This window comes from Hyphomicrobium denitrificans 1NES1 (assembly GCF_000230975.2).
Taxonomy (GTDB): domain Bacteria; phylum Pseudomonadota; class Alphaproteobacteria; order Rhizobiales; family Hyphomicrobiaceae; genus Hyphomicrobium_B; species Hyphomicrobium_B denitrificans_A.
On record NC_021172.1, the window covers coordinates 2,053,924 to 2,067,813 of the forward strand.

Annotated in this window: 14 protein-coding genes; 4 read left to right on the forward strand and 10 right to left on the reverse strand. The window is 60.8% G+C overall.

Annotation, left to right across the window (positions count from 1 at the left end):
- Positions 1-6: 6 nt before the first annotated feature.
- The 7 genes from nusB to HYPDE_RS09900 all read right to left on the reverse strand — a co-directional run bounded on the left by nusB (position 7) and on the right by HYPDE_RS09900 (position 4,990).
- Positions 7-519, reverse strand: coding sequence for a transcription antitermination factor NusB (gene nusB, locus HYPDE_RS09870; protein WP_015598294.1), 513 nt, complete (start codon positions 517-519; stop codon positions 7-9).
- Complete coding sequence (ribH, locus tag HYPDE_RS09875) at positions 516-1,019, reverse strand: 6,7-dimethyl-8-ribityllumazine synthase (RefSeq protein ID WP_015598295.1); 504 nt, start codon at positions 1,017-1,019, stop codon at positions 516-518. Before ribH ends, nusB begins: the two co-directional genes overlap by 4 nt.
- 7 nt (positions 1,020-1,026) lie before the next feature.
- Positions 1,027-2,175, reverse strand: coding sequence for a 3,4-dihydroxy-2-butanone-4-phosphate synthase (gene ribB / locus HYPDE_RS09880; protein ID WP_015598296.1), 1,149 nt, complete (start codon positions 2,173-2,175; stop codon positions 1,027-1,029).
- Entirely contained in the window at positions 2,175-2,768 is a 594-nt protein-coding gene (locus tag HYPDE_RS09885) for a riboflavin synthase (RefSeq protein WP_041320301.1), read from the reverse strand. Before HYPDE_RS09885 ends, ribB begins: the two co-directional genes overlap by 1 nt.
- A gap of 22 nt (positions 2,769-2,790) precedes the next feature.
- Complete coding sequence (gene ribD, locus HYPDE_RS09890) at positions 2,791-3,897, reverse strand: bifunctional diaminohydroxyphosphoribosylaminopyrimidine deaminase/5-amino-6-(5-phosphoribosylamino)uracil reductase RibD (protein WP_015598298.1); 1,107 nt, start codon at positions 3,895-3,897, stop codon at positions 2,791-2,793.
- 5 nt (positions 3,898-3,902) lie between these two features.
- Complete coding sequence (gene nrdR / locus HYPDE_RS09895; RefSeq protein ID WP_041321102.1) at positions 3,903-4,427, reverse strand: transcriptional regulator NrdR; 525 nt, start codon at positions 4,425-4,427, stop codon at positions 3,903-3,905.
- A gap of 131 nt (positions 4,428-4,558) precedes the next feature.
- On the reverse strand, positions 4,559-4,990 hold the full coding sequence (locus HYPDE_RS09900; protein ID WP_015598300.1) for a winged helix-turn-helix transcriptional regulator: 432 nt from the start codon (positions 4,988-4,990) through the stop codon (positions 4,559-4,561).
- A 95-nt stretch (positions 4,991-5,085) separates the two neighbouring features.
- Between HYPDE_RS09900 and HYPDE_RS09905 the strand changes: the two genes are divergently transcribed.
- Positions 5,086-5,670, forward strand: coding sequence for a flavodoxin family protein (locus tag HYPDE_RS09905; protein WP_015598301.1), 585 nt, complete (start codon positions 5,086-5,088; stop codon positions 5,668-5,670).
- Positions 5,671-5,745: 75 nt separating this feature from the next.
- Here the strand turns inward: HYPDE_RS09905 and glyA are convergent, their stop codons facing one another.
- From glyA to HYPDE_RS09920, 3 genes are all read right to left on the reverse strand, one after another.
- Positions 5,746-7,050, reverse strand: a complete 1,305-nt coding sequence (glyA, locus tag HYPDE_RS09910; RefSeq protein WP_015598302.1) for a serine hydroxymethyltransferase — start codon at positions 7,048-7,050, stop codon at positions 5,746-5,748.
- Positions 7,051-7,356: 306 nt separating this feature from the next.
- A complete protein-coding gene (gene hemA, locus HYPDE_RS09915) occupies positions 7,357-8,586 on the reverse strand; it encodes a 5-aminolevulinate synthase (protein WP_015598304.1) in 1,230 nt (409 codons plus the stop codon).
- A 306-nt stretch (positions 8,587-8,892) separates the two neighbouring features.
- Positions 8,893-10,092 (reverse strand): extensin family protein, encoded by a 1,200-nt coding sequence (locus tag HYPDE_RS09920; RefSeq protein ID WP_041320303.1) that lies wholly within the window; start codon positions 10,090-10,092, stop codon positions 8,893-8,895.
- A 238-nt stretch (positions 10,093-10,330) separates the two neighbouring features.
- Here HYPDE_RS09920 and HYPDE_RS09925 point away from each other — a divergent pair, with 238 nt between their 5' ends.
- The 3 genes from HYPDE_RS09925 to HYPDE_RS09935 all read left to right on the forward strand — a co-directional run bounded on the left by HYPDE_RS09925 (position 10,331) and on the right by HYPDE_RS09935 (position 13,802).
- Complete coding sequence (locus HYPDE_RS09925) at positions 10,331-11,425, forward strand: enoyl-CoA hydratase/isomerase family protein (RefSeq protein WP_244437589.1); 1,095 nt, start codon at positions 10,331-10,333, stop codon at positions 11,423-11,425.
- Positions 11,426-11,642: 217 nt separating this feature from the next.
- Positions 11,643-12,152, forward strand: a complete 510-nt coding sequence (ldtR, locus tag HYPDE_RS09930; protein WP_041320305.1) for a transcriptional regulator LdtR — start codon at positions 11,643-11,645, stop codon at positions 12,150-12,152.
- 306 nt (positions 12,153-12,458) lie between these two features.
- Positions 12,459-13,802: a L,D-transpeptidase family protein gene (locus tag HYPDE_RS09935; protein WP_015598308.1), complete on the forward strand. Its 1,344-nt coding sequence runs from the start codon at positions 12,459-12,461 to the stop codon at positions 13,800-13,802.
- Positions 13,803-13,890: the final 88 nt, after the last annotated feature.

Here is a 13,890-nt window from a genome sequence, read left to right on the forward strand (position 1 = left end):
TTGAGGTTAGGCGCCGCCTTGCGAAGGCGTTGCAGGTTTTCTTTCAAATTCGCTGGTTCTGAGCCGCCGCGCGAGCTTGTCGAGGATACCGTTGACCACGCGAGGTTCGTCTTCATCGAAAAAAACGCGGGCAACATTGACGTATTCACTGATCGCGACACGCGCCGGAACATCGTAACGATCGACGAGTTCGGCAACACCGCCCCGCAGTATAGCCCTTAGAATCGAGTCGACGCGCACCAGCCGCCAGCCGGCCGCAAGCTGCTCGTCGATCATCGGATCGATCTCGCGCTGGCGGCGCACGACGGCGCGCAAGATGTCAGCGAAAAATACGCGGTCTGCTCCGGCCAGCATTTCGTCACGGTTTTCGCCAGACAGACGTTCGTTCAGGAACTCCGCGATCACATCGTTGAGGTCCGTACCCGCGAGGTCCATTTGGTACAATGCTTGAACCGCGGCGATACGGGCCGCTGTGCGCGCCGTAATCTCGCTGGGGCCCGGCTTCTCCTTGGCCGTCATGCGGACGCTCCCCAGAAGGCGCGCTTCGTCTCGATGAGGCGCGCGCAGGCACGCACGGCATCGCCGCCCTTGCCTTTGATGCCGCCTTCGGCACGCGCGATGGCTTGCTCACGCGTATCGACCGTCAGAATCGCATTGCCGACCGGAACCTCGTTGCGCACGGCGATATCCATCAGCCAGTGGTTGGCGTTATCGCAAACGATATCGTAGTGGCCGGTTTCGCCCCGGATCACGCAGCCAAGCGCCACGGCACCGTCGAACGTCGTGCGTCCGGCTGCGCGCGCCGCCGCCGCGGCACCGAGAACCTGCGGTATCTCCAATGCTCCCGGAACGACGATGCGCTCATAAGTCATGCCGTGTCGTTCGCACTCGGCGACGGCACCTTCCCCAAGCAGATCGGAAATATCCTCGTAAAAACGCGCCTCGATGATGAGGATGTGCGCACGAATATGATGCGCACTCTGTTCATCGTTAGGTGCGCCTTGCGATTTCTGGACCATGTCGGTGCTACTCGATTTTGCGTGTGCCGGTGACGTGCAAGCCGAAGGCCTCGAGGCCGACGTAGACGTGCTGCGGCGACGTCGACAGCAACACCATGTCCTTGACGCCAAGATCGGACAGGATTTGAGAACCTATGCCGATCTCGACCTGCCGCCGCTCTTTGTTCAGATCCTGTCCCGAGCCCGGATCTTGACGTCTCAACACCCACTCCGACACGGACTTCGGCCGCAAATCGCGAATGAGAACGATAATGCCGCGTCCTTCGGCTTCGATGGCTCGCATGGCCTGGTCGACCGCCGTGCCTTCCTGCCCATGGCCGCCAACGCTCAAAACGTCGGAGAGCACGTTGACGGCGTGAACACGCACGAGAACCGGACCGCTCTTGGCAACGTCGCCTTTGACAAGCGCCAGATGCTCTCCAGGCTCAACCGTTGTCTCATACACATAAAGGTCGAAGGCGCCGGCTGCCGTCTCGACGGGCGTCTTGGCGATGCGCTTGACGATGCGCTCGTTCTTCAGGCGATAGGCAATCAGATCTTCGATCGATCCGATCTTGAGACCGTGCGTCTTGGCGAAGAGCGCGAGATCGGGCATGCGCGCCATCTTGCCGTCCTCGTTCATCACCTCGCAGATGACGGCAGCGGGGTTGAGGCCCGCCAGCCTCGCAAGGTCGATCGACGCTTCGGTATGCCCGGCGCGGATGAGGACGCCACCTTCGCGAGCGATCAGCGGAAAGACGTGGCCCGGCGAGACGATATCGTCGGCGCTCTTCGTCGGGTTGACCGCGGTCGCGATTGTGCGTGCGCGGTCGAAGGCCGAGATCCCGGTCGAGATACCCTCGCGCGCCTCGATCGAGGCCGTGAAAGCCGTGCGATTGCGCGAGCCGTTATTGCGAACCATGTAATCCAAGTTGAGCTCGCTGGCGCGCGCCTGCGTCAGCGACAGGCAGATGAGGCCGCGGCCGTACTTGGCCATGAAGTTGATGACGTCCGGCGTCGCCATCTGCGCCGGGATTATGAGATCGCCTTCGTTCTCGCGATCTTCTGCATCAACGAGAATGACAACCCGGCCATTCTCCATTTCCTCCACGATCTCCTCGATCGGCGACAGCACGCTGCCGCTTTGGGAGGCCGGAAGATTTGATGAGACCGACATCAGATACGAAACTCCATGAGGCGTGCAACGTAGCGAGCAAAAACGTCCACTTCGAGGTTCACTAAATCGCCGGGGTTTTTGCCGCCCCATGTCGTGACCGTCAAGCTGTGCGGAATGAGATTAACGCCGAAGCGGTCTTCCGAAACCTCATTCACGGTCAGAGACGTGCCATCGAGCGCGACGGACCCCTTGGGCGCAATATAGCGCGATAAATGCTCCGGCGCTTCGAAAAGGAAGCGTTTGCTGGCTCCGTCCTGAGTGATGCTGACGATCTTGGCAACCCCGTCGACATGGCCGGAGACGATATGGCCGCCAAGCTCGTCGCCGACCTTCAGCGACCGCTCCAAATTGACACGGCTGCCCGCGATCCAGTTGGAGAGCGTCGTTTTTGCGAGCGTCTCGTTGGAAACGTCGACAGAAAACTCGGCGCCATCAGCGAGCGGTTTTATCGACGTCGCGGTCAAACAAACGCCGTTGCAGCAGATCGAGATGCCGGCGTCTTCCGGCCGTAGCGCGTAGGCCGTGCGCAGCGTGAATTTGCCGTCCGACTTGCCGATGATTTCACCGACATCCGTGATCAATCCGGTAAACATCGCCTAGCGTCCTTCCTTTGCGTCACGCGCGGTGAAGCCGCCACATGGTATCGCTGCCCATCGGCCGCCGGTCGACGAGCGAAAGCGCCACAGGGCCGAGCCGACGGGCGACAGCATCCATCGCCTTCTTATCGGCGGGCGTACCGGCCATGTAGAGGATGACCTCATCGACGAGCGACGCGTCCGCAAACGAGCGCCATATCCGAGGCCCGCCTTCAACAAGGAGGCGCGTGATGCCGCGGCCGACAAGCGCTTCCATGATGGCAGGTAGCCACAGGTCTCCTCCGACGATCGGGATATCGTGAATTTCAACGCCGTGGGAGATCAATTGCACGCGCTTCTGCGGATCGCTTTCCGGCGCCGTCATCAGCCAGGTCGGAATGCCGGCCGCGCTTCGAACGAGCTTGGCGCCAGTCGGAATGTCGAGAGCGTGCGACAGGATGATCCGTGCGGGCGAGCGATCGAGGAGGCCCGGTAAGCGGCAGGTCAATTCCGGATCGTCGTCACGTACCGTGGCGCTGCCGACGAGGATGGCATCGAAATGCGCCCTGAGCAGCATTCCATGCACGCGAGCCGTTTCGCCGGTCACCCAGATCGGCGATACACCGTTGCCGCGCGCGATCTCTCCGGCAGGATCAAGCGCAAGCTTGAGCGTAGTGAAAGGCCGTCGCTCGGTGATGCGGACAATATGCCCGCGCGTAATCCTGCGGGCTTCAGCGGCTCCCACGCCCCTGACGACTTCTAGCCCGGCTTCGCGCAGGCGGTCGAGACCGCGGCCGGAGACGCGCGGATCGGGATCTTCAATTGCGACGACGGCGCGTTTCAGTCCGGCCGCGACGATCGCGTCGGCGCATGGTCCTGTCCGGCCGTAGTGCGAACAGGGCTCAAGCGTCACGTAGATCGTGGCGCCGCGCACCCGTTGGCCGGCTGCCGCGATGGCAACCGTCTCGGCGTGTGGCCGTCCACCCGGCGCAGTCACGCCGCGCGCAAGGATCTCACCGGTCGTCTCGTCCGCGATGACGGCGCCGACGGAAGGGTTCGGCGCCGTCGCGCCAAGTCCACGCCCGGCCATGCGGAGCGCAATTGCCATCATCTCGGCGTCGAATGCGCTGCTCTTCGGCTCCGCCATTGGTCTCAGTGCTTTTTCTGGATCGCCGCTTCGTCGCGACCGGAACCGAAGCGCTCGTCGCTGTCGAGTGGGTCGAGCGTGTCGGCCGCGAGTTCGCGAAGCACCGCGTGAAAATCGGCGGCGTCGCGAAAGTCGCGATAGACCGACGCGAAGCGGACGTAGGCAACGGGATCGAGTTCGCGCAGGGCCGCCATGACGAGTTCCCCTATCTCGGCGGACGTAATCTCGGTTTCACCCGAGCTTTCGAGCTGGCGGACGAGCCCTGACACGAGACGGTCGATTCGCTCCGGCTCGATCGGGCGCTTTCGCAGAGCCACCGAGATTGATTTCGAGAGTTTGTCGCGATCGAACAGCACTTTGCGCCCAGAGCGTTTGACGACGGTCAACTCTCGGAGCTGAACGCGCTCGAACGTCGTAAATCGGCCGCCGCAGTCGGAGCAAACGCGACGCCTCCTGATGGCGGCGTTTTCATCCGACGGCCGGCTGTCCTTGACCTGGCTATCCTCGCTTCCGCAGAACGGACAGCGCATGCGAATTGCTCCTCGTTTCCGTGCCTGGATCGTATAGCATGCGGGTTGCGCGTTATCCTTTACGGAAGCGCGCTTGTGAACCAGATTCGCATGGGCGAATTGACCATGGCGCCCCAAAACTCGGCCTTAGGTTAGCGATTGTTGATGCGTTCGCGCTTTTCGAATTCCTCGCGTGCTTCCTCAACTTCGGCGATATGCGCCTCGACCCACGAATCGAGCTTGCGGATCGCATCCGCGAGAGAGCGACCGAGGTCCGTGAGTTCGTATTCGACGCGCGGAGGCACCTCGAGGTAATCGATACGCCGCACAAGCCCGTTGCTCTCAAGCGTTCGCAGCGTCTGCGTCAACATTTTCTGCGAGACGCCCTCGATCAGACGCATCAGATCGCCGTTACGCATCGGGCCACGCCGCAGGGCGGGCATGATGAGAAGCGTCCATTTGTCCGCCACGAGCGCCAATAGAGCCCGGGACGGACAGGCTTCCGCATAGACGTTCGCAGCGAGCGGGCCGCCCCGCTTCTCCGCGTCTTCCTTGAACCGCTGCAGGGGATTCGTGGCAGGCATCGCAGTCAGCCATAGTTACTGAAAGGTGCGTACTTTACCGATAGTTACCTACATTATAAGCGGCACGGGAGGACCGCAAGAGTGGAGACCAACTCATGACGAACATCGCCGTGGTTTATCATTCCGGATACGGCCATACGGCCGTTGTTGCCGAGCACGTGACGAAAGGCGCAGGAGGTGTCTTGGGAACGGCGGCACGGCTTTACAAAGCCGACGACCTTGCCACGCCCGATGCCGGGCCGTGGGCCGAACTTGCCGCCGCCAATGCCATCATCTTTGGAGCGCCGACCTACATGGGCTCCGCGTCGGCCGGCATGAAACAATTCATGGACGCGTCATCGAAGGCTTGGGGCGAACAGGCATGGAAGAACAAGATCGCCGCGGGCTTTACGAATTCGGCCAGTTGGTCGGGCGATAAGCTTTCCACGCTTTCGCAGCTTGCCGTTTTTGCCGCTCAGCACGGGATGGTCTGGATCGGCACAGGAATGATGCCGGGCTACAATACGAAAGCCGGGTCGCCCGACAGCATCAATCGGCTAGGCTCTACTCTTGGCCTCATGACCCAAGCAAACTTCGACGAGGGTGCGGACGTGGCGCCGCCGCCGCAGGACAGAAAGACGGCGGAACTCTTCGGCGCTCACATTGCCGAAGCCGCCGCGCGCTGGACGAAGGGCGCGTGAAGGCAACCAGAAACGACAAGGGCCGCATGGCTGCAGCCAAGCGGCCCTCACAATGACTTTTATGCAGTTGCCGGGTTAGGCGTAGATCGGAAAGCGATCGCAAAGGGCCGTTGCCTTCGCCTTGACGGCTTCTTCGACGGCACCGTTGCCCTCTTCCCCGTTCTTCGCCAAGCCGTCGAGAACTTCGGAAATAAGACGGCCGATCTCCTGGAACTCGGCGACGCCAAAGCCGCGCGTCGTACCGGCGGGCGAACCGAGGCGGATGCCGGACGTCACCATCGGCTTTTCGGGGTCGAACGGAATGCCGTTCTTGTTGCAGGTGATGTGCGCCCGGCCCAGGGACTTCTCGGCCTTATTGCCGGTGATCTTCTTCGGGCGAAGATCAACCAGGATCAAGTGCGTATCGGTGCCACCCGAGACGAGCGCAAAGCCGTTCTGCACCATGACCTCACCCAATGCCCGGGCATTGTCCATTACGTTCTTGATGTAGACTTTGTACTCGGGGCGCAGCGCCTCACCGAAGGCAACGGCCTTGGCGGCGATGACATGCATCAGCGGGCCGCCTTGGATGCCGGGGAAGATCGCCGAGTTGATCTTCTTGGCGATCTCTTCGTCGTTCGTGAGAATCATGCCGCCGCGCGGACCGCGCAGTGTCTTGTGCGTCGTCGTCGTGACGACGTGGGCGTGCGGGAACGGGCTCGGAATGAGGCCGGCCGCCACGAGACCGGCGAAGTGCGCCATGTCGACGAGGAAGGTCGCGCCGACTTCGTCCGCAATGGCGCGGAAGGCGGCGAAATCGATCTTCCTCGGATACGCCGAACCGCCGGCGATGATGATGCGCGGCTTGTGCTCATGCGCCAGCTTCTTCACCTCGTCCATGTCGATGAGGTGCGTGTCAGGCTTGACCATGTAGTGCACGGCCTTGAACCACTTGCCCGACTGGTTGACCGGCGCGCCGTGGGTCAAGTGGCCGCCGGCTGCGAGCGACAGGCCGAGGATCGTGTCGCCGGGTTTGGCGAGCGCATTGAAGACGCCCTGGTTCGCCTGGCTGCCGGAGTTCGGCTGCACGTTCGCAAAGCCACAGTTGAACAGCTTCTTGGCGCGGTCGATGGCGATCTCTTCGGCGATATCGACGAACTGGCAGCCGCCGTAATAGCGCTTGCCCGGATAGCCTTCTGCATACTTGTTCGTCAGCACCGAGCCCGCGGCGTCGAGGACGGCCTGCGAGACGATGTTCTCGGAAGCGATGAGCTCGATCTCATGCTGCTGGCGGCCAAACTCTTTCTGGATGGCGCTGAAAATTTCGGGATCCGTTTCCGAAACGTGCGCCTTGAAGAAACGCGACGTCTGCGAAGTTCCAGCGGCCGGTGCGGTCGACATAGGCTTTCCTCTGAAAAGGGATGATTTTTTAGAATTCGGGCATCCCGGGCGATGGTCTCAGTCACCCGCATGCTTTAGACCATAGTACGAGGCAGGGAGCCGGCACTCAACTCCCCGATTGGGTAACTCGGTTCCCCAAAGGGTAATTTGGCCCGCGTAATAAAGGCGCGGGAAGCAGCCGGTTTGCGCGGCCAAGCCGGACCTCTGTGGCCCGCTCGCAGTTTCGCCAAGCTTAGCAATGGTCCCGCGGACTATTTGCGAATTGACCGAATGGCCGTCGCGGTCGATGACCCCTACGGCCACCGGCTATTCAGCGGCCGCGAGGCTTTCCATCAGCGCCATCGGACACTGCGACCAGAGTTCCGTCAATGCATTGACGAGATGCTCCATGTCGGCGTTCGTATGCTGCGGTGACGGCGTCAGTCGCAACCGTTCGGTGCCGCGCGGAACGGTTGGATAGTTGATCGGTTGGACATAGATGCCGTAACGGTCGAGCAGCACGTCCGTCAGCGCCTTGCAGCGGACTGGATCGGCAACGAGCACCGGCACAATGTGGCTCGGACCCGACATTACAGGGATGTCGGCCGCGGTCAGCATACGTTTCAGCGTCCGTGCACGCTCCTGATGGCGTTCGCGTTCGATGGAACTTGATTTCAGGTGGCGGATTGAGGCTACGGCACCGGCGACCACAGCAGGCGCAAGCGACGTCGTGAAGATGAAGCCCGGAGCGTAGGATCTGATCGCGTCGCAGATCGTGCGCGAGGCAGCGATGTAGCCACCCATGACGCCGAAGCCTTTGGCGAGCGTGCCGTTGATGATGTCGATGCGGTGCATGACGCCATCGCGTTCGGCGACGCCGCCGCCGCGCGGCCCATAGAGACCGACGGCATGGACCTCGTCGAGATACGTCAACGCGTTGTACTTGACTGCGAGATCACAGATGGCGCCGATCGGAGCGATGTGCCCGTCCATCGAGTAGACGCTCTCGAAGGCGATGATCTTCGGCGTCTCGCGCGGAACCTTCTTCAACTGCGCTTCGAGATCGGCGAGATCGTTATGCTGGAAAATATGCTTCGGGCCGCGGCCGTTGCGAATGCCCGCGATCATCGACGCATGGTTCTTCTCGTCCGAGAAGATGATGCAGCCTGGAAGAAGCTGGGCGAGCGTCGAGAGCGCCGCTTCGTTGGCGACAAAGGCCGATGTGAAGACAAGCGCGCCTTCCTTGCCGTGCAGATCGGCAAGCTCGTGCTCAAGCTCAACGTGATAATGAGTTGTGCCAGCTATATTGCGTGTGCCGCCGGAGCCGGCACCGACGAGGTCGATGGCTTCGTGCATCGCCGCGAGCACGGCCGGATGCTGGCCCATGCCTAGGTAGTCGTTCGAGCACCAGACGGTAATAGGTCGCGCGGCCTCGCCCTTCAGTACGTCGGCTCTCGGAAATGCGCCCCGGCGGCGCTTCACATCCGCGAAAACACGGTACCGACCCTCACGCTTGACGGCCTCGACGGCGTCAGCGAGCTTCTGCTCGTATGTCATCAGAAGGTTTCCGCTCCCAAAAAGCACAGCGTTCATTATTTTAGAACCTTTATGACTTGGCTCGACCACGAGTGCCAGTGCTCATTCGTCGCGCACATACGGAAATTGCGGCCTCGCATGGGCGTCCCCCGTGATTTCCTCTTTTGAATTCGGCCTTTCATGCCCCGCCGGGAAATGTCGTCGCTCCCCTGCAGCCTCGCGAAGATACCCAGAAAACAATGCCGATTCCAGGCCGGACCGCGAGCGACTCGCGGCTCGGATCTCGCCGAGACGCCGGCCCGGATCCTAGGTGACCATCGGGCGGAACTAATCACAGATTTTCGTGAGCTTGCGCGGCGCCATATCGACGTGAAAATGGTTGCGATGATCGGCATTGGCCTCCGGCCCAAGCGTCGTGCCGAAGAGATGGCATGCGGCGGCGTGAGCCTCATGCAGGAACGCCCGATCCTCGGTGCCGGGTCCGGACGCAGTCTCCTTGCTCACGGTTACCGGGGCCTTCCGCCGCGATTTTCCAGCGCGGGCTTTGTCGGGGCCGGGCGCCGGACCACCCAATCGCGCGGGCTCGCCGGCATTGGAAGCCATCTTCCCGGCACCGATCGACGCTCCCGGCAGCGTCACGGTTACTTTCGGCACGCCATCGACGATCGTCGAGCGCGCCAGCCCGGCGGCAGGGGCACCGAGATTGGAAGTCGTCGGGGCAACCGGCGGAGCGGCGGCTGCCGGCTTACCGCTGCTTGCGAGATTCGTCTGCTGGGCCTTCTCGGCCGCAACCATCTCGGCGGCCCGCTTTTCCGCGACAGCCTTTTCTTCCGCTATCTCGGCCAGTTCCCTTTGCGTCGTTCCCCAGTCGTCCAACACGGAAACCGATTTGGCGGACGCCGTCACGAAAGCCCCGATATCGATGGCATTCGCCAATCCATGCTCACTGAGCTTGGTCGCCTTGCGGCCGTAGGCATTGCGGCAGGAGTAGTCGCTCATCGTCTCGATCTTGATAATCGGCGCACCGAAATGCTTTCGGGCCAGCGGCTGCAAATCGTTTTCAAGCCAATTGACCAGGACTTCCGCAAGATCGCAGCGAACAACGGGCGGCGGTGAAAACGAGACCTCTGGATTTTGCCCGATGCTGATCAGCTCGATTGGCGCAGGCGCACCGCAAGCTCCCTCCTTGATCGGTTCATGCGCAGCATACACTGCATGGATACGCTGCAAGATGACGGCGCAATGGGCTTTTGCGTCCGCGATTTCCGCATCAGTCCAATTCTCGGCAGCCTTTTGCTTGGCACCTGGGTCGGAACCGTTCATCGAATTCGATGGGTGCTTTTGCGATTGGTCGGCAGTACCGTTGGCATTTGCGGCCTTATCGGCGCTTGTGGATTGCGCGCTCTCAGCGGGTGCCGGAGGCGCCAGCTTGTGCTTTTTCACCTTGGCTGCTGCTGTATCCATTATAAGCAGCGAGATGGCCGCTGTGGCTGCGAGGACGATTGCAGTCCGGCCAAGGTTGGTCACTGGCTTATTCCTTCTCGGCGTATCTCGACACGAAGGGACGAACAAATACTTGACGAATCCGGGGTGAGAAGACAAGCGCACCGCATAAAGCGGGGCGCATTCTCGCGCTTGATGCTGCATGCGTGTCATTCGCGCAAATGTGGCGAAACACGCTGGAACACGCCATACTTGGCAACAGATTTTGTCGAAGAAGCGCCAAAACATCGGATTCGCAGTGAACGAACAGCAAGCACAGACAGTGACGGCAGCAGCAAATACTCAGGATCTGAAAATCGTCGCCGAGCGAACGCAGGCGCTGCGCTCGTTCGTGCTCAACCGGCCGCAGGCGCTTAATGCATTCGACGACGAGATGTGCCGGGTTCTGAGCGATGCGCTCCCGCGCATCGCGCGCGATCCGGACACTTATATCGTCGCGCTCCTTTCCAGCAGCCCAAAGGCCTTCTGTGCCGGTGGCGATGTCGTGGCGCTGACGACCGAGGCCGAACGCGACATCGAGGGCGCCAAAGCAATCATGCGCAGAGAATATGCGCTCGATTGGCTGCTCGAATGTTTTTCGAAGCCGGCCGTCTCCTTCATCGACGGCGTGTGCATGGGATCGGGGGCAGGCTTGACGGCCTACAACACACACCGCGTTGCAGGCGAAAATTACAAGTGGGCGATGCCGGAGGTGAAGATCGGTCTTTTTCCGGATGTCGGCATCGCAAATGTCTTGGCGCGCTTGCCGTGGCCGATCGGGCTTTATCTCGGACTGACCGGGCGCACCGTCAGACGCGACGACGCGCAATGGCTCGGGCTCGTGACGCATTGCATCGCCGCATCGGAATTCTCCGGAATTCGCGCCAAGCTCGCGGATGCGACACCCGTCGACCCACTTCTCGATGGTTTGAGTGAGCCTCAATCGAAGGGCGCGCTACAAAAGGATTTGGGACTGATCCGGGACCACTTTTCGCACGCAACACTCAAAGAGATTTTCCAATCTCTTGCGAATGCGCAATCGGCGGGCTGCGAATGGGCGCGGAATACGCTTTCAGGACTTCGCAAAAACTCACCCGTATCGCTCGCAATAACCGACCGGCATATCCGCAACGCGCTCACGCTCGACATTCGCGAGACGCTGATTGAGGATTATCGCCTAGCCGTTCGCTGCCTCGAAGGTGCAGATTTCGCCGAAGGCGTGAGAGCGCTTTTGCGCGACAAAGATGGCGCGCCGAAGTGGTCGCCCGCGCAATTCGAGGATATTACGGCGAGTATCGTCGAAAAATATTTCTTGCCGCTCGGCGAAGATGAGCTCGACCTGCCGCTCCGGTCGGAAATGCAGGCCGCACGTGTCTGACCATTGAACCGCGATTTCAAATAATTTTATTCGGCGCGTTATCTCAATATTGACCATGCGCACAAAGTCAGGCGGCGGTTAGTTAAAATACCGTTCCGAATCCGGTACGGAACTGTTCTTTTACTATATCTATTTAGGCGAAATTCAGGGCTTCGCGTTATCTATTTGTCAAAACCCGGGGCAAACCGGGAGGCGTCAAACAATGTGAGGCAGCGTTATGAGTCTAGCGTATGAAGTGGTGCGCCCGCGCGCACCGGTACAGGAAGAAGGCTTTCGCGGCGAATATTTGCAGGCTCTGCGCCTGATCGAGCGACTTCATCGTCTTCTTCTCGACGTCATCAAGGACGAGTTCGATCGCCAGGGCGGCGCGGAACTCAATAGCGTCCAGGCCTTGTTGCTCTACAATATCGGCGAAAGCGAATTGACGGCCGGAGAGTTGAAGACGCGGGGCTACTATCTGGGCTCCAACGTCTCTTACAATCTGAAGAAGCTCGTCGACATGGGCTACATCCACTACAAGCGGTCGGATACCGACCGTCGGTCGGTGCGCGTCAGCTTGACCGAAAAAGGCCTTGAAGCTCGCGACGTCGTCAGCAAGCTTTATCTGCGTCAGCTCGGCTCCGTCCAAACGGTCGGCGAGGTATCAGGCGACGACGTCAAGGGTTTGAACAAAGCTCTCGTTCGCCTCGAACGCTTCTGGTCGGACCAGATCCGCTATCGCCTCTAGGACAACGCTTCACTGCTTCCTCAAAAAAGGAAGCCATTCGCGATCTTTGCGGGCCGCCCTGGAGAGCCCAGGGCGGCTTTTTTGCGCGTTCGGAGCCAAAATGTTGCCTGCAAGGCGCGCCGACCTCGAAACTCGTTGATCAAACTGAGAAATTGTCTCGTACCGGACACGAAGCGGCCCTAGAGTGCTTGCGCGCCGCCGGCAGCTCAGCCGGATGACGGCTCATTAACCAAACGCGCAGCCGCATTTTCAATGTACAAGCGCGGCAGAGGGTCAAGTCGCAGGATAAATCCAGACGGGGCGGGGATGATCGTGCACCGGTCTACAGAAGCAATGGACTTCGCGCAGCGCGCAGGGCGAGCATTTCTCGCCACCATGCTGGCGCTCGCTTTTATCATCGCATCAGGCGCGGGGTGCCTTGGATTCGGACGGGCGGCCGCGCAAAGCACGGCCTGGATTCAATTCGGACCCGTCGGCAATGGTCCAGGAACGACGAACACCTACGATCCGGATTTCGTTCGCGAGTGGGAAGCCAACCCGCCGAAAGGCTACGCAACGCTTTCGAAAGCCAACATCGCCGCAACGAAGAACGCGATCCAGCGCTATACGAACATCGTCGCCCAAGGCGGTTGGCCGCAACTGCCGGAGCCACCGAACAAGACTCCGCGCGACAGCCTCCTGCAGTATGGGATCACCGATCCCGCCGTCGGCCTGCTGCGCAAGAGGCTCGCGGCGTCGGGCGACCTGTCAGACAGCGATACGTCGTCAACGTATTTCGATATGAGCGTCGACAAGGCCCTGAAGAGATTTCAGGCGTCGAATGGCCTGACACCGACCGGCATTGCCGACAAGCGCACGATCGTTGCGCTCAACGTCCCTGCCGATGCGCGGCTGAAACAATTGAAGGCCAACGTCAGCCGCCTTGGGGAATTCGTGCCCAAGGCCGGCAAGAAATACGTGGTGGTCAACATTCCGGCTGCGCAGGTCGAAGCCGTCCAGAACGGCCAGATCGTAGCGCGCTACGCCGCCGTTGTCGGCAAGGCCGACCGGCCGACTCCTCTACTGCACACGCCGATCACCGATCTGAGCTTCAACCCGGTCTGGCGCCTGCCGCCGACGGTCATCTCTGAAGACCTCATTCCACGCGGGCGTGAAATGCAGGCGAAGGGCCAGAATGTCCTTCTGAAGTTCGGCATCGACGCCTACTCCAACGGCAAGAAGGTCGACCCGACGAAGATCAACTGGGACAACGTCAAACCCGGTACCTACACGTATAGTCAGCAACCGGGAAAAGAAAATCCGCTCGGCTTCCTGAAAATCAACTTTGACAGCGCGCACTCGGTCTACATGCATGACACGCCGTCGGACCGCATCTTCGGACGCAATTTCCGGTCGGCAAGCTCGGGCTGCATCCGCGTGCACAACATCGAGAATCTCGCGGCGTGGCTGCTCGCCGATCAGAGAGGCTGGGACGCCGAGCGCATCGCTTCGATGAAAACGACGGGCGAGCGGCTCGATCTGCGTCTCAAGAGGCCGGTGCAGCTTCTGTTCGTCTATATCAGCGCCTGGGCGACGCCCGACGGCGTCATACAGTTCCGGCGCGACATTTACCAGAAAGACGGTATCGGCGAGATCGCGTCGAATTATTGAATCTGCAAATCGCAGTCCGCGCATTACCCTCGCAATGGGGGTCTGGCGACTGCAATGCCGGTGCGATAACGACGACACTCCTCTAGCC